Origin of the sequence: Aerococcus loyolae (assembly GCF_002871915.2) — a bacterium.
GTDB classification, from domain to species: domain Bacteria; phylum Bacillota; class Bacilli; order Lactobacillales; family Aerococcaceae; genus Aerococcus; species Aerococcus loyolae.
Window position 1 is genome coordinate 313850 of sequence record NZ_CP126958.1, and the last position, 23280, is coordinate 337129.

Below are 23280 nucleotides of genomic sequence, written 5' to 3' on the forward strand. Positions count from 1 at the left end.
AAAATAATAACTAAGCCCTCCTGGCTTTTAATTTGAACCAGGAGGGCTTTTTAGTATCTATAATAAATTTTTAACGGCTTGGTAGATGTAACGAGCGACGTAGGGATTATTCATGGTGTAGAGGTGGATCCCATCCACGCCATGGCTAATCAGGTCAACGATTTGATCAATGGCGTAGGCTAAGCCGGCATCGCGTAGGGCTAGAGGGTTGTCTTGGTATTTCTCCATAGCGCGACGGAATTTATCGGGAATTTGTACGCCACAAATCCGGGCCATGCTTTCTATTTGCTTTTTATTGGTGACTGGCATAATGCCGGCTTCGATCGGAACATCGATGCCCGCTAAATCAGCCCGTTCTAGGAAGCGATAAAAATAATCATTATCTAGGAAGAGTTGGCTAATTAATTGGTCACTACCGGCATCGACTTTTTCTTTGAGATAGCGGATATCGGTAATGGGGTCAGGCGCATCCACGTGTCCCTCTGGATAGCAGGCGGCAATGAGGTTAAAGTCCTCTTTTGACTTGATGTAGCGAATAAGGTCAGCTGCATAGGGAAAGTCTTCTTTAGGACTTTGACCAGGTTTAGGATCGCCCCGTAAGACTAGGATATTTTCGATATTGGCTGCTTTTAATTCAGCTAATTTTTCATCGATACTAGCTTGAGTCTCATATAGGCAGGGCAGGTGAATAACGCTTTCAATCCCATAGTTTTTGATCAAAGAGGCAATTTCGATACTTTTTAGGCGGTTATCACTACCCAAGGCTCCGCAGGTCACGCTGATGGCATCGGGAGCAAGTTCTTTTAAACCATCTAAGGTTTTATAGATACTGGCAGAGGATGACTTAGCGTTGGGCGGAAAGACCTCATAAGTGAAGAGGGTCTTGCCCTTAAACAATTCCTTGGTTTTCATGACGCAACTCCTTTGTTGCTTGGACTAAGTGCTTGAGGCTGGCTTGGGTTTCTTTTTCCCCCCGGGTCTTTAACCCACAATCGGGATTGACCCAAAGTTTTTCAGGCTTAACTTTTTGAAGCATTTTATCCAAGGCTTCCTTAATTTCACTGACACTAGGAATCCGTGGAGAATGGATATCGTAGACACCAGGACCGACTTCGGTAGTGAAGTGATTTTCTTTTAAGGAATCCAGAATTTCTAAGTTAGAACGTGAGGCTTCAAAGGTAATGACATCAGCATCCATGGCATCGATTGCTGGGATGATATCGGTGAATTCGCTATAACACATATGGGTGTGGATCTGGGTTTCCTTATGACAGCCACTATGAACCAGTCGGAAGGCTGGAATGGCCCAGTCAAGGTATTCTGTATACCAGTCACTTTGACGGAGGGGAAGTTTTTCCCGTAGGGCGGCTTCATCGACTTGGATAATGCGGATACCATTGGCCTCTAGATCGAGGACTTCGTCACGGATAGCCAGAGCCAGTTGCAAGGTGGAGTCTTTCACGCTGATGTCTTCTCTAGGGAAGGACCAGTTTAGGATAGTTACGGGACCGGTCAACATCCCTTTCATTGGTTTCTTGGTGAGGGATTGGGCATAAACTGACCAGGAAACAGTCATTGATTGAGCGCGTGACACATCCCCCCAGATAATTGGTGGTTTGACACAGCGGGTACCATATGACTGAACCCAGGCTTTTTCAGTGAAGAGGACCCCATTTAACTGTTCACCAAAGTATTCGACCATGTCATTTCTTTCAAATTCACCGTGGACTAAGACATCGAGCCCCAGCTCTTCTTGGAGGTGGACGCAGTCTTTAATTTTCTCTTTGAGGAAGTTTTGGTAGTCTGTTTGGCTTATTTCACCATTTTTAAAGGCCTTGCGCTTCAACTTAACTTCCTTGGTTTGAGGGAAGGAACCGATAGTTGTTGTTGGAAAGAGTGGTAAGTTAAAGAATGCTTTTTGGGCCTTTTCTCTTTCGTCGAAAGGCACTGACCGTTGAAAGGCTGTTTTAGGGATAGCAGCTAGACGCTCTTGAACCTTAGGATCATAACTGTCAGGTCGATCGGTAAAGAGGGCTTGGTTCTCTTGGAAACGAGGATCATGATGATAATCGGTGTCAATTAACTGACTGAGGTCATTTAATTCGCCAAGTTTCTCTTCAGCAAAGGCAAAATGTTTTTGGTATTTTTCTGGAAGGGCACTTTCGTTCTCCAAACTATAGGGAACATGGAGTAGGGAACAAGAAGTGGAAAGAACGAGATCGATTCCTTGACTCTTGAGATCCTTAATGAGAGCTAGGGAACTTTGGTAGTTATTGCGCCAAATATTTTTCCCATTGACTAGACCTAAAAAGAGGGTTTTATCTTTGGGGAAGCCGTAGTGTTCGACCAATTCTTGGCTTTTCTTCCCTTCAATAAAGTCTAAACCGATACCATCAATGGCTAAGTTGGTGAGTTCTTGATAAACATCTCTCACATCGCCAAAATAGGTATTGACCAGCACCTTGACTTGGTCTTTTTGACTGAGTAAGCCCTGGTAGAGGTCCTTGAATAGTTTGATGTCTTCATGACTTAAGTCATGGACTAGATATGGCTCATCCAGTTGCAACCATTGAACCTCTTCACTATTAAGCAGTTTTACGAGGTCTTGGTAGGCAGTAATCAGGCCGGTGAGAAAATCATGGGCTTGGCTTTGACCGCGGTAACGCGAGAGTTTTAAAAGGGTGAAGGGTCCTGGGAAGACGACCTTGCCCTTAATCTTCAAGGCTTTGGCTTCTTCAATAATTGCCTTGAGGCGTTCAGCGTGGAAGCGAATTTCAGTGTCCTTATCAAACTCAGGGACAATATAGTGGTAGTTGGTATTAAACCATTTCTTCATAGCTAGGGCTTTCACGTCTCCAGCTGGTCCTTGATAGCCCTTAGCCAAGGCAAAATAAGTATCAAGAGCAGATAGCTCGAGATCTTGATAACGCTTAGGGATAATGTTCAATTGGAAAGCGGCATCCAAGAGGTTATCATAGTAGGAAAAATCATTAACGGGAATAAAGTCTATTCCTGCTTGAGCTTGCTTAAGCCATTGGTCTTTACGAATAGCTTGGGCGGTTGCTTCGAGCTCGTCGACGGTAATTTCTTGGCGGAAATATTTTTCGGTGGCAAATTTTAGTTCTCTAAGTCGTCCTACACGAGGGTAGCCTATCAGGGATGTTTTCATTATCTATCACTCCTAAAAATTAATTTACAAAATCTCCTTTTTTCACTTGTATAGGAGTATAGCTAAATCCCAGCCTGGGGTGTTAATATGCATTTCACATAAAAGGTGATCGAAATTCTAAAAGTTTGATATTATTTTTTTATTAATAAAGAAGTTTTGAAGATCAGGCTATTGATCAAAAAGGGCAGTCCTGTTGAGGCAGACTAATTGTTTCCATTAATGCTTTAAAAAATGAAATCAGGCCTATATTTTGTGCTATAATTCTAAGCAGTGAACTATATCTTGTAATTGCGGAGAACTTTTGTAGGGAAAATTCTTTACAAAAGTCTTTTGCTTTGCACTTTTTAATTAAGGAGTAGTCTATTGAAATATCGTGATTTAACCTTGCTTTCTATCGATGAATTGTTTCCAGTTGGACTCAGTAAGCAAACAGCGGGAGAAGAATATTTGGTCTTTGCTTGCGATAGTTCAGCCAGTATCGGCGAAAAAGTCAATGACCAATTAGCCTCTCCTAATCCCTTAACCGCTCAAACTGCCTTACGGGTTCCCTTGGTAGAATTACGGGCAGTGAATGCGGAACCGGTCTTGGCATTTTATTTGGTTAATAATGAAATGAATCCCACGGGACTTGCCTATCAAGAAGGTTTTCAAGCGGAACTGGACCGGGCCGGTTTTCCCCATATCCAAGTCAACGGGTCCACTGAAGAGAATATGGTCACCACCATGTCTGCTTTAGGGATCGTTTTGATGGGGAAGGCACAAAACACTAAGGGCCTGTGGATTCGACGGGTTGTGAGCGGAGACCGGGTCTTTCAATTAAAACGTCCTCGTTGCGGCCAAGCCGTCCTTGATGAGATGGACAAGCTCGTTTCTTATCAGGACATTGACCTGTTATTGAGTCGCCCGGACTTGGTTCATGAAATTTGTCCAATCGGGTCTAAGGGGGCTTTGAATGAAGCGGGACAGGTAGCCGACTGTAACCAATTAAGCTTTAAGGTTAATCCTCAAGTGGAAGGTTTAAGCATCCACCAAGTTTCAGCTGGACCAGCAACCGCCCTGGTTGTAGTGGGGACAGACCAATTGGGAAGTTTTCTAAAGGAAAACTTTGATGAAGTTTATGAGCTGGGAGTGATGGTTTAATATGGGGAAAATTATTCTGATATCTGGAGCGGCCAAGAGCGGCAAGACCCATTTAGCTGAAGAAATGGCCTTGGCCTCTCCCGCTAAGCGCCTCTGTTACATTGCTACCCAAGCCAACCAACATACGGATCAGGAGATGCAGCGGCGTATCCTGGCCCACCAAGCCAAGCGATCGTCCCGCTTTGAAACGGTTGAACGCTTCAAAGACCTGCCGGCCTGGATAGCTAGCCAGTCCTATGATGGCTATCTCTTGGATTGTGTGACTTTGTGGCTAACCAATCTTTTCTTTGCTTATTTAGAAAAGCAGGGCATTGCAGTGGAAGACTTTGACCAGAAGATCGCTAGTCTTAAAGCCGAAGAGATTAGTGCCATTTCTGACTATTTCCAGCAAGAAGTTGCTGACCTGCTTCTAGCGGCTCAAAAGACCTCTGCCAGCTTATGGTTGGTGACCAATGAAACCGGTTGGGGCGTAACTCCGGCTAGCCAGCTGGGTCGATTATTTGTTGATTTTTACGGCCAAGTCAACCAGCAACTGGCTGCTGCTAGTGATGAGGTCTACTTAGCCATTATGGGACTAAAAAAACAGGTGAAGCCATGATTAAAGTTTTAATCATTTATTTTCAATTTTTTACCCGGATTCCTATTCCTATCGCCGTCGACCATCCGCTAGAGCGCTACCGTCAGGGTATCTATTTACTGCCGCTTTTTGGGGCCCTGCTCTTTAGTCTTTTGGCCTTCATTTATGCCCTCCTGGCCTATCTATTGCCGATTCATATTGCTTGGTTGATGGTGGTTATTTTTGAAACGGTAACCACCGGCGGCTTTCACCAGGACGCCTTGGCGGATACTTGTGATGGGATCTTCTCCGCTCGCAAAAAAGAGGATATGTTACGGATTATGAAGGATTCACGCTTAGGGGCCTTTGGTGGCATTGCCTTGATCTTTTATTATTTGTTATACTACGTGCTTGGGAGTGAGGTCCTGAATGGCCTTTCTGGATTAGGAGCTCAAGTGGGTCTGATTATTAGTCTAGGACTGATTTCCCGTGCCATGCTTGCTTTAGGCCACTGGCAGTTGGTTTATTCAGGCTATAATCCCAATGGCCTAGGAAAAATGATGGAAGGGACCCCTAAATGGGGAATCTTACTGGGCCAGTTACTAACGCTTGTGATCTTATTTTTCATTATTGGAGTCAAGGCTCTCCTGGCCTATGGGTTAACCACGATAGTTGTCCTTCTCTACCGCCGTCATATTTATCATCTCTTAGGTGGTATGAGTGGAGACACGGTGGGGTGTATGGGGCCTTTGAGTGAGGTCACTTTTCTTTTATGCTTACTGGCTTTAGGAGGAATTTGATGGATCTTTATTTAGCACGGCACGGTCAAAGTGTTCGCAATGTTGACGGCCAATTTTATGGCAGTCTGGACCCGCATTTAACTCCCTTGGGACAGAGACAGGCCCAGGCCTTGGGGCAGGCACTAAGCGGAAAAAGAATTGACCGTTTAGTAACCTCTAGGATGCAACGAACTCAAGAGACCGCTCAGATTATTGCAGACAGCTTAAAGGCTGAAAATGGCTTCCAGGCCTTTCCCTGGACCCAGGAAGCTGATTTGAATGAACGTGATTTGGGTGTCTGGGAAGGGAAAACAGCCCAAGAAATCGAAGCCATGGATCCTAAGACCTGGTGGGAATATATTGACCAACCCTTCCTTACCACTCCGGCTGGGGCAGAAAGTTATTTTGCTTTTAGAGACCGGGTCTTGAGGGCTCTATTAAGCGTCTTTAGCTCAGCTAGTGATGAGGGCAGCTATTTCTTACTGGGACACCATGGTTGGCTGCGCTTATTGGTCAGCCGGCTCTTAAATTTGGACGTGAAATATTTTGATTGTCACTTTACCCAGGGAAAGATTTATCGTTATTCGATTGCCCAGGCTTTATTCTTGGATCGGCTAGTTGAGGCTATTGAAGAGGGGGATGAAAGATGCCAAAACATGGTGGAAATTTAAAGGAACTGAGCCAAGAAATGGACATGGATATGACCCAGGCCTTGGACTTTTCCGCCAATATTAATCCCCTCGGCTTACCCCAGGCCTTTAAGAAAGTCATTGTTTCCCATTTGGACCAGCTGGATCGCTATCCGGACTACACTTATCGGGATTTACGCCAAGCCCTGGCGGAGTTTTATCAAGTGCCCTATGACCACTTACTGGTGGGCAATGGAGCTGCAGAATTGATTGACCTCTTGGCCTTTACCTTGCCATACCCGATGGTGACCATTGAACCTTGTTTTAATGAGTATGGGGCTAGTGCTAAGAAGTATAAGCGCCCCCATTGGTCCTATCAGACCCAGGCAGAAGATGATTTTGCCTTTAATTTAGAAGCTTTCTGGTCCTGGCTCGATGACCGCCGTGCCCGAGAGGCAGACCAGGCGGGGGCTTTCTCAGTCTGGCTCTGCCAGCCTAATAATCCCACCGGGACCTTGTATGAGCCCAACTTATTAAGTGATTTATTAAGTGGCGTCAGCGACCGCGGAGGATTCTTAGTGGTGGATGAATCCTTTATTGATTTCCTTCCTGACCAGGCTGACTATTCGCTGCTGGAACAAGTAGAAAAGCAAGAAAACTTGGTCATCATTCGCTCCTTAACCAAGTTTTACGCTATGCCTGGCCTGCGTTTAGGCGTGGCCATGACCAGTAACCAAGCCCTCTTGGATGACCTAGAGGAGGCTCAACTAACCTGGTCAGTCAACGGTTTAGCGGAAGCCTGTGGCCGGAAAATGCCTGACTTATCTGCTTACCGCCAAGACTCTTTGAATTATTTAGCAGAAGCTAAAAAAGACTTGCAGGCAGGCTTGGAGAGTTTTCCAGCTTTGAAAGTCTTTCCTAGTGCGGCTAACTTCTTTTTAATCCAAGGACCTAATGACTTGGCCCAAAACTTATTGGAAAAGGGCATTGTTTTGCGCCAGACAGCTGACTTCAAGGGCCTGGGACCTGGGTATTACCGCCTGGCCGTTCGAACGAAGGAAGAAAACCAGGCTTTACTTCAAGACTTGGCAGATATTTTATGAGTGAAATAAAGAAAGAGAGGTAAAGGATGCTTGCTATTTTTCGTTTGCTGGCCTTCCTGTTAGACCTATGGCTGGCTGATCCCCCCACTTGGCCTCACCCGGTTAAATTCTATGGCCGCTTTATTCGTGCTTATGAGAGACTTAGCCAGTTCGACAAGAAAAAGCCGATGACCCAAACTTTTTTAGGCGGGGTCTTAGTTTTCTTGCTCTTAATTACCATTTTGCTGGTTAGTTCCTTACTACTATATGGGGCTAAGCGCTTGTCGCCCATTCTCTATGCGCTGGTATGGATCTACCTCACCTATACCTGTTTTGCCGTCAAGGGCCTAGCTGATGAGGCTAAGGGGGTCTTAGAGGCGATGAAGGAGGGTGGATTACAAGCGGGACGTCAACAAGTGAGTCGGATTGTCGGGAGAGAAACCAGTCAACTCAGTGAGGAAGAAGTTTACCAAGCCGTCATTGAGACTGTTGCTGAGAATTTAAGTGATGGCTTTGTGGCCCCATTATTTTACGTGATCTTATTTGGTCCGGTGGGTGGGCTCCTCTATAAGGGAATCAATACCCTAGACTCGATGATTGCCTACTTGGATGACCGTTATCAATATTTTGGTTATTTTTCGGCCAAGTTGGATGACCTGGCAAATTATATTCCAGCCCGGCTTACTTGCCTTTTGATTGTTTTAGCCAGTGGCCTTTTGGGCTTAGATATGGCTAATGCTTGGAAAATCAGTTTTCGGGATGGTCGCGCCCACCGCAGCCCCAATGCAGGTTATCCAGAAGCAGCAGCGGCCGGTGCCTTAGGTGTTCAGCTGGGCGGAACCCATGTCTACCATGGCCAGCCCATTGAAAAACCGCCCATTGGAGACCCACAAAGGATGATCGGTCCCCAGCAAGTAAAAGCCAGCATTGCCTTATTATATACCAGTGCCAGTCTAGCCATGGCTTTGTCGATGTTGATGATGCTCATTAGTAGTTGATGGAATCCTAAGCCATGTTTGGGATAGACTAGCCTTGTCTTAGCTATGAAAAAAACAAAAATGAAATGAGGATGACTTATGAAAAATTTACATGCCAATATTTTAACTGCCTTACTTTTAGCTATTGCAACTATTGGAGCCAATGTTCACTTTCTAGGTAGTATTGCCTTAGACTCTTTTCCTGCCTTTTTAGGGGCTATTATTTTGGGGCCAGGCTATGGTTTCTTGTTGGGCCTTCTTTCTCACGGCCTGACTGCTCTCTTATCAGGTTTTCCGCTGACCCTACCTGCCCATATTATTATTGGAGTAATGATGGGCCTTACCTGTTCAGTCTATGGCTATCTACGGGGAAAAGCCGGCAAGTCCATAGGAAAAATTCTGTTCAGTGATGCTGTTGCCTTAGTATTTAATGTTTTACTGGCCCAATTAGCCCTCATTCCTCTGCTTGGTTGGCAAGCAATTTTAGCCATGATAACGGGTGGATTATTGCTAACCTTATTAATTGCTAGTGTGGTTAACTTAGTATTGGCTGAAGTGGTTTACATAAGCCTCCCTGCTAAGTTCTTTAACCCATTTATGAAGAGAAAGACAAAATAGAGGAGTATCAATTGCATGCGAAGCTTACTGAAAGCGCTATTGACTAGCTTGCTCTGTCTTTTCTTGATCGCTTGTCAAGCAGACCAAGCGAAAAGTAGCGATCAGAATCAAGCAAGTACCCCATCAGCCAATCAGATCCATTTTCCAGCCAAGTACCCCTTAACAACCATGGATAACCAAAAGGCTAATGATATTACCAGCCTGACCTATGCTAGCCAGGTCTTTGATGGACTTTATTGGCAGGATGAAAATAATGATTTACAAGCTAACCTGGCCCAGGATTTTCCTGAAGTTTCCACCGATGGTAAGACCTATCGGATTAGCCTGCGCCAGGACGCTAAGTGGGAAAATGGGCAGCCAGTCACTGCCCATGACTTTGTCTATAGCTTCAGACGTTTAGTCAATCCCGAAACAGCAGCTCCCTATGCCAATTTAGCTGTGGGAATTCAGGGAGCTAAGGCCATTATGGCCGGGCAAGCGCCCCTGGACCAACTTGGGGTCAAGGCCTTGGATGACTATCAATTAGAAATTCAACTCGACTATCCCAATCCCAATTTCACCAAGTTATTAGCCTTTACCCCTTTTTATCCCGTCAATGAAGCTTATGTTAAGGCCCAGGGAGACCGGTACGGTCAGGATAGTGACCATGTCTTAGGGAATGGCCCCTTTGTGATTGAAAATTGGCAGGCCGGCCAAGACCAATGGGACTTGCGTAAGAGTGACCAGTATAACCGCTATCCTGTCGCTATTGACGGAGTTAAAGTTCAGGTAATTAAGGAAGAGAACACCGGGGTGAATTTATTTGAATCGGGTCAATTAGATCAAATGCCCCTCCACGGTCAGATTGCCAAGAATTATCAAGCCAAGGGAGAAGGAGATTTACAAGTTAAGGCCTGGACTGACTATCTGGAATTTAACCACCAGAATCCTGATTTATCGCAACTCGACTTGCGACAAGCCATTGCCTATGCCATCGATAGCCGCTCGGTGGAAGACCTCATTGGTGGGGGAGCCCAGGCCCTAACCACCTTTGTTCCTAGCCACTTAGTGGTTGACCCGGTGACGGGAGAAGATATCACCGATAGTCCGGCTATGGATACTTGGTACGACTTAGACCAAGCCCAGGAGGCTTTTGACCGCTATAAGACAGCTAATCAGAAGGGAAGCTTAAGACTCACTCTGCTAGCTAATGATGATGAAAATAGCCGTAAATTGTCTGAATATCTCAAAGAAACTCTGGAGCAAGCCCTTGATGGCTTGACCATTGAATTGCAAAATGTTCCCAAGAAAAATCGGATTGACCGTATGAACCGGCAAGACTTTGATTTTGCCTTGACCGCCTGGGGGGCAGATTACGATGATCCCCTGGCTTATTATCAAAATTTGAAAAGTGACAATTCCTTCAATCGCGGGCGATATCAAAATCCTGAGTTGGATCGGTTGATCACTGACCTTGCTTTCCCTTATAATCAAGATCGAGACTGGCCCTACCAAGTGGCCCAAGAAATTGAAGAAGAGATCAAAAATCAAGCCGTTGTGGTGCCGCTCTACCAACAAAATGAATGGCATCTCCGAAGCGACCGGGTTCAAGGGATTATCTACCGCCCCATTGGACCTGAAGTTGATTTTCGATTAGCTTTTATTCAAAGTAATTAAATAATAATAAGTCCTACCTTTTATTACTGGGGAAGTCGGTGCGAGTCCGACGCAGTCCCTATGCTACTGTGTTTACGTTAAGGTATTAGTCAGAATGCCAGTAATAAAAGGAAGTTTTATTTATGTCTCAGGGTTTGATAAATAAGGCGAAAAAGGGCTGTCATTTTTGCGTGCGATAAAAGATTCAAAAACGATTATTGAGCAAACCCTGATTTGTTGAATAATCGTTTTTTTCTGTTAGGAGGACTTGGCGATGAAGATATATATTGTTTATAGTAGCCTGCGAGGCAATACCGAAGCCGCTGCCTTTATCCTGGCCTCCTTCTTGGAAGACCTGGGCTTAAGTGCCCAATTAGTGGGGGCTGATGCCTATGACTATGAAGCGCTCTTAGACGCTGACGGTTTAGCCATTGGGTCCTATACCTATGGCAACCATGCTGAAATTCCCGAAGAGTTATTAGATCTCTACGAAGACCTGCCCGATTTGATCCAAGCCAACCCCAAATTAAAGCAGGCCCTGGCAGTATTTGGTTCTGGGGACCGTGACTATCCCATCTATGCCAAGGCCGTGGATGATTTTGTGGAAATCATTGAAAAAAGTGGCGGGCACTTACTAGCGCCTGGGGTAAAAATTGATGGTTATCCTGACTATGATGAAGAAATTGCCGGCCTAGCCGCTATTGCCCAGGCCTTTTTACAATTAGCAAAGGAGAATAACTGATGAGAGCCTTAATGATTGCCGGAGCGACCAGTAATGTGGGCAAGACGACCTTGACTTTAGGTCTGATCCAAGCCCTGATCAAGCGCGGATTGAAAGTCCAACCCTATAAGGTAGGGCCTGACTATATTGACACCCGTTTCCACCAAGAGATTAGCCAGCGTCCTTCGATCAATTTGGACCAATTCTTAGTTCCAGATGACCAGGTCTTAAAAGCCCTCTATACCCGTCACCTAGCGGGCAGTGATATTGCCGTGGTTGAAGGGGTTATGGGACTCTTTGATGGCTTTGGCTCTGACGCTCTCAAGGCCTCCAGCGCTGGAATTGCTAAGGCTCTGGCTATTCCCATCCTCTTAGTGATCGATGGGCGGGCCATGTCGACTTCAGCAGCTGCCATGGTTAAGGGCTATCTCAGCCTGATTCCTGACCTCAATATTATCGGTGTTTTAGTCAATCGGGTGGCCTCAGAAAGCCATTATCAATTAATCAAGAATGCTATAGAACGTTATAACCAGGTGCCGGTTCTAGGCTATCTGGCTCGTAATGAAGCTTTCTCCCTGCCCTCCCGCCACCTAGGCCTGGCCCTGGAAGAGGCTAATAACCATTTAGTTGACCAAGTCAGTCAAGTGGCCGAGTCCATGGAAGAAAGTATTGCTATTGATGAACTCTTAAGCTTGTGTCAATTAGATCCAGATCGACTCAAAGCCGACCAAGCAGCTATTGAACCTAGTTTGGCCCCCTATGAAAAGGCTGACCAGGAGTCTCCTTTTAAGGTGGCCTATGCCTATGATGAGGCCTTTTCCTTTTACTATCCTGACAACTTATCCTTATTAGAAAAACGTGGTGGCCAGGTCCAAGCCTTTAGTCCCCTCCATGACCAAGACTTACCCGAAGCTGACCTCTACTATATTGGCGGGGGCTTTCCCGAACTCTATGCCGAAAGCTTATCTAAAAACCAAGCCATGCGTACTGCTCTCCGCGAGGCTCACAAAGCTGGTAAGGCCATTTTAGCCGAATGTGGTGGCCTTATGTACTTAGGAAGTCGCTTTATTAAGGATGATGAAGACTACCCCATGGTGGGGATCTTTGAGGGACAGAGTCAAATGACGGACCGCCTACGCCGCTTCGGCTACTGTACTATGACCCTTACTAGCGATTCCTTTTACGGCCAAGCTGGTGATGAGGTGAGGGGGCATGAATTTCATTATTCAACCTTTACCAGTCCAGAAAGGACGATTGGAAACTTATACAAGGACCGCGATGGTAAGCGGGTTAAGGAGTGGCAGGGGGGCTTTCAAAAGGATAAGACCTATGCTGCCTACCAACATGTACACTTTTACCAGGACCCCAAAGTCGTTGACCAAATGATTTCATGGATTAAGGAGGACTAGAGATGGCTTATATTAAAAAACCTGAACGTATCACTGACCGCTCATTTGAAATTATTGATGCGGAAATCAAACGAGATTTTCCTGACTTCCAATTTCAAAATGACCTAGAGGAGCGTATTATTAAGCGGGCGATTCACACCTCAGCGGATTTTGATTATTTACACAACTTAGTCTTTGACCGCCAAGGTGCCCAAGTGATCCAAGATGTGATTCGCTCTGGGGGCCATTTGATTACTGATACCACTATGGCCCAATCGGGAATTAATAAGCGGATTTTAAAGGAGCTAGGCACAGAGACCCATTGCTTTATCCGCGACCCCAGAGCCTATCAAATTGCTGAAGACAAGGGGATTACCCGGTCTATGGCAGCCATTGAATTAGCAGCACAGCTTGAGGGCCCCAAAGTCTTTGTCGTGGGCAATGCACCGACCGCGATTTATAAAATCCTAGAGATGATTGACGCGGGACGTTTACAGGCTGAAGCGGTTGTGGGTGTGCCAGTCGGTTTCGTGGGAGCAGCTGAATCCAAGCAAGCCCTCCATGATTATCCCATCCCAAGTATTGCTGCCTTAGGGCGCAAGGGCGGATCCAATGTGGCAGCAGCCATTATTAATGCCATCCAATATGATATTAAAGATACCATCTATCAAAATTAAGTTGACCAAGTCAGCTAGAAGACAAGGAAAGTGAGCTGAATCGGGATGAAAGAAACAGGTTATTTATCTTATAACGGCAAGCGCCTCCGGATGGGCTATACCACCGGAACCTGTGCCACCGCAGCGACCATGGCCGCTGTGGAAATGTTACTAACCCAAAAACCGGTTCACCAAGTTCAGGTAAAAACACCAGCAGGGGTGGACTTAGTCTTAGAAATCGACCATTGCCAGCTCAGTCCAGATCAAGCGTCTTGTTCGGTGGTCAAAGATGGCGGCGATGACGCCGATGCCACTGATGGCTTGGATATCTATGCCACCGTGACCCGCCGCCAGGATAATCAGATCACCCTGGATGGTGGTCAAGGAGTGGGACGGGTGACCAAACCTGGCTTAAAAATTGAGCCTGGCAATGCTGCCATTAACCCCACGCCTAGAAAAATGATCCAGGAGGCTGCTCGTCAACTCTTGGGTCCTGACCAAGGGGTGGACATTCTTATCTCGGTACCTGGAGGGGAAGAGACCGCTAAGGCTACTCAAAACCCTCAACTCGGTATCCTGGGTGGGATATCCATCCTAGGTACTTCGGGCATCGTTCGCCCGATGTCGGAAGACACCTGGAAAGAATCGATCACCCTAGAAATGCAACAAAAGAAAGCGCTAGGACTAGATAAGTTAATTTTAACGCCGGGAAATTATGGCAATGACTTTATCGCTGAACATACCCACTTGAATCCTGATTATATTGTTCAAATGAGTAATTTTGTGGGCTATGTCCTATTAGAAGCCATGCGGATCGGTTTTACCGATATCTTACTGGTGGGCCACTTGGGCAAGTTTATTAAAATTGCGGGAGGAATTTTTTCCACCCATTCCAAGGATGCCGATGCCAGAAACGAAATCATGCTGGCTAACTTGGCTCTACTGGGAGCGCCCCTCGACTTATTGCAGGAGGTCAATGAGGCCATCACCACCGAAGCCCAAGCTGAACTTATCTTAGCAGCGGGTTATGGCCAAGTTTACCAAGTCATTGTGGATAAAATTAAGGCCAGGGTCTTAAAGCTCTTTAAGTTCCGGGCTCCAGATATCCATGTGGAGGCCATTACTTTCCTGAGTGACCATGATGTAACCGTGATGACTAAACCATTGAAGGAATTGGAGGCGATTTGGGGATGATTCATGTTATTGGTATTGGCCCAGGGCAGACTGATTACCTGGTCAACCATGCTGTTGACTTATTAGCGCACTTGTCCCATGTTTACGGAAGCCAGCGGCAGTTGGATTCCTTAGCCGACTATATTAAGGGTCAGACCCATCGACTAGGCAAGTTGGGAGAACTTTTACCCCGCTTAAAGGCTCACCTAGATAAGGGTGAAGATGTAGCGGTTCTCGCTTCGGGGGATCCCATGCTTTATGGGATTGGTAACTATCTTTACCGTAATTTACCCCAGCAAGCCATCCGTATCCATCCTGGCATTTCCTCCCTCCAGTATATTTTTTCCCGAACAGGTATGGCCATGAATGATGTCTACTTAACTTCGAGTCATGGGCGTGAGCCTAATATCGCTTGGATCAGTCAATTTCCTAAGGTAGCCATGGTGACCGATGACAAGTGGGGGCCTTATCAAATTGCCCAAGCTCTCTTAAAGGGGAGCGAGGGGGAAGAACTTACTAATTGCCAGATGGTTATTGGTGAGAACTTATCTTATGACAATGAGCGGATCGAGAAACGGCCTTTGAGCCAAGTGGAAGACCGCGACTATGCGATGAATGTGGTGGTGATTTTAAATGAAAGATAGTTGTTTTATCCGGGGCAAAGTCCCCATGACCAAGGCTCCCATCCGGGCGGTTGCTTTAGACCTCTTAGAATTACACCAAGCCCAACGCTTTTTGGATATTGGCGCTGGGACCGGGAGTGTTTCCCTACAAGCTGCCCAAGAATATCCTGATTTAGCTGTTTATGCTATCGAGCATAAAGAAGCGGCAGTGGACTTAATCAAAGAAAACCGGGCCCACTTTGGCCTAAAAAATTATCAGGTCTTTTTAGCGGAAGCACCCATGAGGGAAGACTTGGGCCATTTTGATGCAATTTTTATTGGAGGCAGTGGGGGCAAGCTACTAGAAATTATTGATTGGGCCTATGATCTCTTGAATTCGGGGGGACGTTTGGTATTGACTTTCATCCTGATGGAAAATGCCCATAAGGCCATTACTTACCTTGAAGCGGGCCCTTGGCAAGACCTTGAAGTGCAAACCCTGCAAGCAGCCACCCGAAAAACTATGGGACCAGGGCACTACTTTAAGCCCTTTAACCCCACCACTATTATCTCCTGTAAGAAGTAAATAAGCGCGAATGAAAGAGAAAGGTTGTTAATTATGGCTAAAGTAACTTTTGTGGGAGCAGGTCCCGGCGATGTGGAGCTCATTACCCTAAAGGGCTATAAGGCATTAGCCCAAGCCGACCGGGTCATTTATGCCGGCTCGCTCATCAACAAGGACCTGCTCGACTATTGTAAGAGTGGAGCAGAAACCTATGACAGTGCTAAGTTAGACCTCAATGAAATCCTAGCCCTGATTGAAGAAGCCATTGGCCAAGATAAAGAAGTGGTCCGTTTGCATACGGGAGATGCTTCCCTATACGGTTCGATCCGGGAGCAAATTGAAGAATTAAAGAAACGGGGAATTGACTTTGCCGTTATTCCCGGAGTTTCTTCCTTCCTAGGGGCAGCGGCAGCGATTGGTACTGAATATACCGTTCCCGAGGTCAGTCAAAGTCTGATCATTACTCGGATGGCGGGGCGGACCCCAGTGCCTGAAAAAGAAAATTTACGGTCCTTAGCCAGTCACCAAACTTCTATGGCCATCTTCCTCTCAGTCCAAAATATCCAGGGCGTGGTGGAAGAATTGTTGGCGGGTGGTTATACCAAAGATACCCCAGCTGCAGTGATTTATAAGGCCACCTGGCCCGAAGAAAAACAAGTGGTGGGCACCCTAGCTGACATTGCTGAAAAAACTCAGGCTGCGGGGATAAAGCTTACTGCTTTGATTTTAGTGGGGGAATTCTTAGGGGAAGAATTCTATTATTCCAAGCTCTACGATACGGACTTTAGCCATGGCTTTAGAAACTAAGGTTGATGCCCGCTTTTTAGAACGGATGCAGCGTGGGGAAGAAAATAAGCGGGTAGCTATAGTTACTATTACCCAAAAGGCCAGAGCTTTGGGACGAAAGATTAAAGCCAAGTGCTTTCCCCAATCCAGGCTGTATGTAAGGACGACTGACCAAGCGCCCTTAGATCCCTCTTACCATGAATATAGCCAAAGCCAGGGTCGGGCAGTTCTGGCCCTCCAGGAAGCTTTTCAATCTGCAGACCTGGTGATTGCTATCATGGCTACTGGGGTTGTGGTCCGGGCCTTAGCGCCAGTGATTGAAGATAAGATGACTGACCCCGCGGTACTGGTCCTCGATGAAGGCGGCCAACACGTGATTAGTCTCTTAGCGGGTCACTTTGGTCGAGCTAACCATTATGCCCGTCTGCTAGCTAAAACCCTTCCTAGTCAAGCAGTGATAACCACAGCAACCGATAGCCAAGGGCGGATAGGAATCGATGACTTGGCCTTTAGCTATGGGGCCGTCTATAGCGATTTTAAGAAGCAAACCCGGCGCTTTAACTTGCTGGTTGCCGAAGAGGCACCCATTCTCTACTTAAATGAGACGGTATTCAACTTTCCCTCACCTCCGGGTTATCAGGCCCTGACCAAAGGGAAGCGATCGGAACCAGCAGAAAAAACTAGCTCACTTGCCCCCACTACTTTGGCAGCTTACCAAGGTCTAGTGCTGGTGACTAATCGCCAGAAAAATCATCTTAGCCTGCCCAAGGACCTGCCTCTGGTGGAAATGATTCCCCGCCGCTATATTTTAGGAATCGGTTGCCGAAAAAATACCCCTTATCCCTTACTTTTAGAGGAATTAGAAAAATTCCTTCAAGGGGAAAACTTACGCTGGGAAAGTATTAAAACCGTGGTGTCTATTGATCTAAAAGCAGAAGAAGACGCCATTTTACAACTAGCCAAGGACCACTACTTTAACTTTAAAACTTTTTCCAAAGAAGACTTACTGGCCTTTGAAAGTTATTACCCGGGCTCTGACTTTGTCAAAAAGACAGTCGGCGTGAGTTCAGTCTCACAGACAGCTGCCCATCGAGAATCCAAGGGCCATGTGGTCAGTGGACGCTATGCCCATAAGGGGGTAACTTTCACCCTGGCTTATTATCAAGAAGAGGAGTAATAAACATGTTATATATTGTTGGACTAGGACCAGGTGACAAGGACTTAATGACCAAGGAATGTCTTGAAGTTCTTGACCAGGTGGAAATTATTGTCGGTTATAAGACCTATATTGCCTTAATTGAAGACTTGATTAAAGGTAAGGAAGTTTATTCCACCGGCATGAAAGGGGAGATTGACCGCTGCCAAAAGGCTATTGAATTAGCTAAAGATACCGATAAGGATATCGCGGTGGTCTGCAGTGGGGACTCAGGCATTTACGCCATGGCTGGTTTAATTTTTGAATTATTAGCCAGTCAAGAAGAAGATATCCCCGTCAAGGTTATCCCCGGCCTCAGTGCCGGGATTGCTGGAGCAGCCAACCTCGGTGCCCCGCTAATGAATGACTTTTGCTTTATTAGCCTGAGTGACTTAATGACACCATGGGCTATGATTGAAAAACGTCTCCATGCCGCAGCCCAAGGGGATTTTGTGATTTGTTTGTACAATCCCCGTTCTAAAGGTCGGCCCAAACATTTAGCTAAGGCCCTAGAGATTATTAAATCCTATAAGGGCGGCGATATTGTCGTTGGGATCGTTAAGGATGTGGGCCGTAAAGAGGAAGAAACCATCATTACGACCATTGATGAGCTCGATGAGGAAGTCGTTGATATGACGACCACAGTGATTGTGGGCAACCGCTTTACTAAGGTTTACAAGAACTGGATGTATACGCCCCGCGGCTACGAAGATAAGTATGGGATTTAAGCTGGAACATTTAAGACAAGCTGAGCGAGAAAGGATGAGCTGATGATACTTCTATTTGGTGGGACCTCGGATAGCATAAAAATAATGGAGACCCTACTTGAAGGGGGTTGTGAGGTGACCCTTTCAGTGGCGACTAACTATGGCAAGATTTATTCGAAAAAATTTAAGGATCGAGTGATCCAAAGTCGGATGGACCAAGCTGAGATGGAGACTTACCTCAAAGACCATGCCATTGACCTGGTGGTTGATGCCACCCATCCCTTTGCTGATCTGGTGTCCAAGAATGCCATTGCTGCTGCTCAGGCGGTAGGGATTCCTTATTTACGTTTCGAACGTCCCTTGTCTAAGGCAGACCCTCACATCCAGCAAGTGACTTCTTTAGCTCAAGCTTGTCAAAGAGCCGAAAGCCTGTGGCAAGAAAAAGGCCATGGTGTTGAGGATCATATTTACCTAGCGACTGGCTCGAAGACGGTAGGCGATTTTACCCAAGTCTTAGGGCCTGAGCGCTTAGTTGTGCGCGTTCTTCCTGTCGCTTCCGTGGTCAAACATTGTGAAGCAGCTGGCCTATCAGCGGGACAAATCCACGCCATTAAACCGCCTTATTCTAAGGCTTTAAATATTGAGCTCTATAAAAAGGTCAATGCCCAGATCATGATTACCAAGGAAAGTGGCCAGGCCGGCGGGATGGATGAGAAGGTTTCTGCTGCCTTAGACCGGGGCATGGATGTGATTGAAATTACCCGGCCTTATGTGGCTTATCCCGAAATGACCCATGATATCGATGAGGTCCTTTCCCTTAGCCGTCAATTATTAAAAGAAGGTCAATCGTCAGCAGATGATGGCCACAGTAAGGAGAATCTTGATGACTAGCGGAAAAGTTTATTTAGTAGGTGCCGGCTTAGGTCGCTTAGGTAATCTCAGCTTAGCGGCCTATGATTGCCTGCAAAAGGCCGATATTATCTTCTATGACCGCCTCATTAATCAAAATCTACTGCAAGTCGCCCCCAGTTCCTGCCTCTTGGTTAATGTGGGCAAGAAGCCGGGGAACCACTCTCATTCTCAGGAAGAGATTACCCAGCAACTTATCCAAGCTAGCCAGGAATACCAAGTTATTGTCCGTTTAAAAAGTGGCGACCCCTACCTCTTTGGACGGGGTGGGGAAGAGGCCATGGCCCTGTCAGAAGCAGGTGTGGATTTTGCAGTCATTCCCGGTATCACTTCAGCTATTGCCGGCTTAGCCTATGCCGGTATCCCGGCCACCTACCGGGATAAGTCAAGTTCCCTACACATCTATACCGGTCAGAGCCGGGCGGGGCGAACCGACTTAGATTATCAAGCCATTGCTAAGAGCCAGGGGACTAGAGTCTTTCTAATGGCGGTAAAAGCTCTAGGAGACATTGTTAAGGGTCTTATAGGAGCTGGTCTGGATGAAAAAACGCCTATGGCAGCTATTGAGTGGGCAGGAAGGGCTCAAGAGCGCTACTTGGTATCTGACTTAGGTCATATGCTTGATGATTGTCAAGCTGCCCAGATCAAGGCTCCCGCCCTCTTTGTTCTCGGGGAGGTAGTGATTGACCAGCAAAAACTCGACTTCTTCAGTCAAGCCCCTCTTTTTGGACATCAGATTGCTGTGTCAGTACAAACTCCCCTGACCGATTGCCTGGCCCTGGAAGATTTGGGGGCTGATTTAATCTTTTATCCTGATCCAGCTGCTGAAAGTAGCCGTCAAGAGCTGGCAAAAACCGCTCTTAAGCAGGCTGATATTATGATTAGCCAAGAGCTACTTAATCCTTGGCAAGAAAATTTGGCAGCGGAAACCCTACATTTCCATGGCAGTGTTGATGATTTTATCCATCATTTTAGTAAACAATAAAGGAGTTCAATATGAAAAGTGCCATTTTACTAGCAAGTTTCGGGACCACTTTTAAAAAGACCCGTGAATTAACCATCGAAACCATTTATCAAGAGCTTAAGTCTGCCTATCCCAACTGGTCCATTTACCAGGCCTATACGTCAAACATCGTGCGCAAACGCATCCAGGAACATGAAGGCTTGACCCGGCTGTCCCCCCTAGAAGCCTTAGAGTCTTTAAAAGCTGAGGGCTACCAGAAAGTCTATGTCCAACCCCTCCATGTGATTTCTGGGAGTGAGGTTGATAAAATTTACCAAGCACAAAGAGAAACCACTGACCAAGACTTCCAAGTGAAGATTGCCCGTCCCCTCTTAGATATCTATCCAGACTACCAAGACCTGCTCTCAGTTTTGGACCAAGACATCCAAGATCTCTCCCATGATGAGGTCATGGTTTATATGGCCCATGGGACCCAAGCGCCCCAATTTACTAGCTATGTGACCCTCGATTATATGCTAGCCGATAAGCCGGCTTATGTCCGCTGTGTGGAAAGTTATCCTGAATTGGAGGAAGACTTTATCAAAGACTTACGGCAAAAAGGCGTCAAAACCGTCCACTTGCGTCCTCTCATGCTGGTGGCTGGCGACCATGCCCATAATGATATGGCTTCCGAGGATCCTGATTCTTGGCAAACCCAATTTGAAAATTATGGCTTCCATGTCAAAATTCACTTGGAAGGTTTGGGAGAAGACCCAGCTATTCGTCAACTCTATCTCAAACACTTAGGCGAATTGATGGAGGACGACCATGCCGGCTAAATTATATGGAATCGGTGTTGGACCTGGAGATAAGGGTTATTTGACCCTAAATGCCATTGAAAAGCTTAAGGCCGTCGATATTATCTATGTGCCTACCGGGAAAAAAGGTCAAGCCAGCTTGGCCTTTTCCATTGCTGAGCCTTATATCCCTAGCCACACCCCGGTAAAGACCTATCACTTTCCCATGACTAAGGACCGGGCAGTGAAGACCAAGCAATGGGACCAAGTGGCCCAAGCCATGGCCCAGGACCTTGACCAAGGCAAGTCCATTGCCTTCTTAACCCTGGGGGATCCATCAACTTATTCCACCTTTACCTACCTGGAAGAACGCTTGCGCCAGGATTACCCTGTGGAGCTGGTGGCGGGGATAACCTCTTACCAAGCTATGGCAGCTGCTCTCCAAGTTCCTCTGGTGATTGATGAAGAAAGTTTTACCGTCCTACCAGCGACAACGTCTACTGACCTCATCCGTCTGAGTCTAAAAAATGCTGACACCATCGTTATTATGAAAATCAAACGTCATCTCAAAAAAATCCTCGCCCTCCTCGATGAAGAAAATCTCCGCGACCAGGCTCAAATTATTAGCCAGGCCACTATGGAGGCGGAGACGGTCTACCGGGACTTGAGTGACTGGCAAGGTGATGAGAAGATTTCTTACTTTTCGACCATGATCGTCCGTAAGTCAAAGGAGGCCTAATTTCATGGCTAAACATATAATGATCCAAGGGACCGCTTCTGATGTCGGTAAGAGCCTTATGGCAGCAGCCATTGGCCGGATCTATACTAATGAAGGACTGCGGGTCTTTCCCTTTAAATCGCAAAATATGGCCCTAAATTCTTATATTACTAAAAGCGGGGCAGAAATGGCCCGGGCCCAGGTGGTGCAAGCCAATGCCTGCCGCCGGGAACCTGACGTCTTGATGAATCCGATTTTGATGAAGCCTAGCCAAGATGCCCAATCACAGATTATTATTAAAGGGCAGGTTTACGGGGACCTCAATGCACGTGACTATCACGAATTAAAGCCCCAATTAAAACCCATGCTAAAAGAGGTTATGACCCAATTAGATTCGGAAAATGACTTGATCGTTTTAGAAGGGGCTGGGAGTCCCGCTGAGATCAACCTCAATGACCATGATATTGTGAATATGGGCATGGCAGAAATTGCTGATAGCCCAGTTATTTTAGTGGCTGATATTGACCGGGGCGGAGTCTTTGCATCGATTTACGGAACCATCGCTTTATTAAAAGACCAGGGCAAGCGGATTAAAGGCATTATTATTAATAAATTCCGGGGCGACGTCTCCTTGCTCGATCCGGGCATTGAGCAAATTGAAGACTTGACTGGGGTAAAGGTGATTGGGGTAGTTCCCTACTTACCCCATGTGATTGAAAGTGAAGATTCCTGTGACTTACATATGGAACAGACCAACTACGACGCCTCTAAGGCCCTTGATGTCTGTGTGATTACCCTGGAATGGATTGCTAACTTCACTGATTTGAATAGCTTATCGCTTTTTGAAGATGTCTCTTTGCGTTATGCTAAGCAGGCTAAGCAAGTCGGCCAACCGGACCTGATCATTATTCCAGGAACTGCCAATCCTCCAAGAGCCCTAAAAGACTTAGAAGACCGGGGTTTGGCAAGAGCTATTCAAGCAGCAGTATCTAAGGGCAGTCACCTGATTGCCTTAGGGGCAGGCCAAACCCTCTTGGGTCAAACTTTAAACGATGAAGCCGGTAATAGCTATCCCGGCCTGGATATTTTCCCTTACCGGTCGATCTTAACCGGGGCGCATAATGTCTACCAAAGCCAATGTCAAACGACTTATCCGCCACATGAAGCTGGCGAGGAAGAGGGTTACCCCTTAGCTGCTTATGAAGTCCGGACTTATACTATCCAAAGTCAGGACTACTTAAGCCCCTTTGCCCGGGTAGTTAAACGCAACGGGACAAGCTTTTCGGGGAATGAAGGTTATTGCTTAGAAGGGGGCCGTTTAATTGCAAGTAACTTACATGGCTTATTTGATAATACTGCTTGGACCTATGCTTATTTACAGGCCCTAGCTGAGAAAAAAGACGTTAAACTCCAAGGCCAGCTGCCCCAAAATTATGCAGCAGTGATGGAAGAACAATTTCAGGAACTCGCCCAACATGTTCTTAACCATATTGATAAGGAAGCCTTAGACCGAATTATTGAAGGAGAAGAATAAG

At 46.4% G+C, this 23280-nt stretch carries 24 protein-coding genes; 22 read left to right on the top strand and 2 right to left on the bottom strand.

The features are described 5' to 3' along the window. Positions 1-57 precede the first annotated feature (57 nt). A complete protein-coding gene (locus CJ190_RS01375; protein ID WP_064292683.1) occupies positions 58-912 on the bottom strand; it encodes a methylenetetrahydrofolate reductase in 855 nt (284 codons plus the stop codon). Then, positions 890-3169, bottom strand: a complete 2280-nt coding sequence (gene metE / locus CJ190_RS01380) for a 5-methyltetrahydropteroyltriglutamate--homocysteine S-methyltransferase (protein ID WP_064292682.1) — start codon at positions 3167-3169, stop codon at positions 890-892. The genes CJ190_RS01375 and metE overlap by 23 nt, the downstream gene beginning before the upstream one ends. 363 nt (positions 3170-3532) lie before the next feature. On the opposite strand from metE, the gene CJ190_RS01385 reads away from it, so the two are divergent. The 22 genes from CJ190_RS01385 to CJ190_RS01490 all read left to right on the top strand — a co-directional run bounded on the left by CJ190_RS01385 (position 3533) and on the right by CJ190_RS01490 (position 23279). Next, positions 3533-4309, top strand: a complete 777-nt coding sequence (locus CJ190_RS01385) for a hypothetical protein (RefSeq protein ID WP_064292681.1) — start codon at positions 3533-3535, stop codon at positions 4307-4309. A gap of 1 nt (position 4310) precedes the next feature. Further along, positions 4311-4907, top strand: a complete 597-nt coding sequence (locus CJ190_RS01390) for a bifunctional adenosylcobinamide kinase/adenosylcobinamide-phosphate guanylyltransferase (RefSeq protein WP_064292680.1) — start codon at positions 4311-4313, stop codon at positions 4905-4907. Beyond that, positions 4904-5665, top strand: coding sequence for an adenosylcobinamide-GDP ribazoletransferase (cobS, locus tag CJ190_RS01395; protein ID WP_064292679.1), 762 nt, complete (start codon positions 4904-4906; stop codon positions 5663-5665). The genes CJ190_RS01390 and cobS overlap by 4 nt, the downstream gene beginning before the upstream one ends. Further along, positions 5665-6315 carry a histidine phosphatase family protein gene (locus tag CJ190_RS01400; RefSeq protein WP_064292678.1) on the top strand — a complete coding sequence of 217 codons (651 nt, stop codon included), beginning with the start codon at positions 5665-5667 and terminating at the stop codon, positions 6313-6315. The genes cobS and CJ190_RS01400 overlap by 1 nt, the downstream gene beginning before the upstream one ends. Then, positions 6291-7376, top strand: coding sequence for a threonine-phosphate decarboxylase CobD (gene cobD / locus CJ190_RS01405; protein WP_064292677.1), 1086 nt, complete (start codon positions 6291-6293; stop codon positions 7374-7376). Before CJ190_RS01400 ends, cobD begins: the two co-directional genes overlap by 25 nt. A gap of 26 nt (positions 7377-7402) precedes the next feature. After that, positions 7403-8353: an adenosylcobinamide-phosphate synthase CbiB gene (cbiB, locus tag CJ190_RS01410; protein WP_064292676.1), complete on the top strand. Its 951-nt coding sequence runs from the start codon at positions 7403-7405 to the stop codon at positions 8351-8353. Positions 8354-8431: 78 nt separating this feature from the next. Next, a complete protein-coding gene (locus tag CJ190_RS01415) occupies positions 8432-8950 on the top strand; it encodes an ECF transporter S component (protein WP_064292675.1) in 519 nt (172 codons plus the stop codon). Between the two features lie 15 nt (positions 8951-8965). After that, positions 8966-10606, top strand: coding sequence for a peptide ABC transporter substrate-binding protein (locus CJ190_RS01420; RefSeq protein ID WP_064292674.1), 1641 nt, complete (start codon positions 8966-8968; stop codon positions 10604-10606). 253 nt (positions 10607-10859) lie between these two features. Then, positions 10860-11327: a flavodoxin domain-containing protein gene (locus CJ190_RS01425; RefSeq protein ID WP_064292673.1), complete on the top strand. Its 468-nt coding sequence runs from the start codon at positions 10860-10862 to the stop codon at positions 11325-11327. Then, positions 11327-12715 (top strand): cobyrinate a,c-diamide synthase, encoded by a 1389-nt coding sequence (locus CJ190_RS01430; RefSeq protein ID WP_064292672.1) that lies wholly within the window; start codon positions 11327-11329, stop codon positions 12713-12715. The genes CJ190_RS01425 and CJ190_RS01430 overlap by 1 nt, the downstream gene beginning before the upstream one ends. Positions 12716-12717: 2 nt before the next feature. Further along, positions 12718-13371 carry a cobalt-precorrin-8 methylmutase gene (locus CJ190_RS01435; protein WP_064292671.1) on the top strand — a complete coding sequence of 218 codons (654 nt, stop codon included), beginning with the start codon at positions 12718-12720 and terminating at the stop codon, positions 13369-13371. Positions 13372-13416: 45 nt separating this feature from the next. Continuing rightward, positions 13417-14544, top strand: coding sequence for a cobalt-precorrin-5B (C(1))-methyltransferase CbiD (gene cbiD / locus CJ190_RS01440; RefSeq protein ID WP_064292670.1), 1128 nt, complete (start codon positions 13417-13419; stop codon positions 14542-14544). Next, positions 14541-15167, top strand: a complete 627-nt coding sequence (gene cbiE, locus CJ190_RS01445; protein WP_064292669.1) for a precorrin-6y C5,15-methyltransferase (decarboxylating) subunit CbiE — start codon at positions 14541-14543, stop codon at positions 15165-15167. The genes cbiD and cbiE overlap by 4 nt, the downstream gene beginning before the upstream one ends. Then, entirely contained in the window at positions 15157-15711 is a 555-nt protein-coding gene (locus CJ190_RS01450; protein WP_064292668.1) for a decarboxylating cobalt-precorrin-6B (C(15))-methyltransferase, read from the top strand. Before cbiE ends, CJ190_RS01450 begins: the two co-directional genes overlap by 11 nt. A gap of 33 nt (positions 15712-15744) precedes the next feature. Further along, the gene (locus CJ190_RS01455; RefSeq protein ID WP_064292667.1) at positions 15745-16497 is read left to right on the top strand and encodes a cobalt-precorrin-4 methyltransferase; all 753 of its coding nucleotides are present in this window, start codon (positions 15745-15747) and stop codon (positions 16495-16497) included. Further along, positions 16481-17653, top strand: a complete 1173-nt coding sequence (locus tag CJ190_RS01460; protein WP_064292666.1) for a cobalt-precorrin 5A hydrolase — start codon at positions 16481-16483, stop codon at positions 17651-17653. The genes CJ190_RS01455 and CJ190_RS01460 overlap by 17 nt, the downstream gene beginning before the upstream one ends. 5 nt (positions 17654-17658) lie before the next feature. Then, complete coding sequence (gene cobJ / locus CJ190_RS01465) at positions 17659-18399, top strand: precorrin-3B C(17)-methyltransferase (RefSeq protein WP_064292665.1); 741 nt, start codon at positions 17659-17661, stop codon at positions 18397-18399. A gap of 42 nt (positions 18400-18441) precedes the next feature. Then, positions 18442-19269 carry a precorrin-6A reductase gene (cobK, locus tag CJ190_RS01470; RefSeq protein WP_064292664.1) on the top strand — a complete coding sequence of 276 codons (828 nt, stop codon included), beginning with the start codon at positions 18442-18444 and terminating at the stop codon, positions 19267-19269. Continuing rightward, positions 19262-20272, top strand: a complete 1011-nt coding sequence (cobA, locus tag CJ190_RS01475) for a uroporphyrinogen-III C-methyltransferase (RefSeq protein WP_064292663.1) — start codon at positions 19262-19264, stop codon at positions 20270-20272. The genes cobK and cobA overlap by 8 nt, the downstream gene beginning before the upstream one ends. 11 nt (positions 20273-20283) lie before the next feature. Beyond that, the gene (locus CJ190_RS01480; protein WP_064292662.1) at positions 20284-21069 is read left to right on the top strand and encodes a sirohydrochlorin cobaltochelatase; all 786 of its coding nucleotides are present in this window, start codon (positions 20284-20286) and stop codon (positions 21067-21069) included. Next, entirely contained in the window at positions 21059-21766 is a 708-nt protein-coding gene (cobI, locus tag CJ190_RS01485) for a precorrin-2 C(20)-methyltransferase (protein WP_070598006.1), read from the top strand. Before CJ190_RS01480 ends, cobI begins: the two co-directional genes overlap by 11 nt. A gap of 4 nt (positions 21767-21770) precedes the next feature. Next, positions 21771-23279: a cobyric acid synthase gene (locus tag CJ190_RS01490; protein WP_070598005.1), complete on the top strand. Its 1509-nt coding sequence runs from the start codon at positions 21771-21773 to the stop codon at positions 23277-23279. The last annotated feature ends 1 nt before the right edge of the window (position 23280 follow it).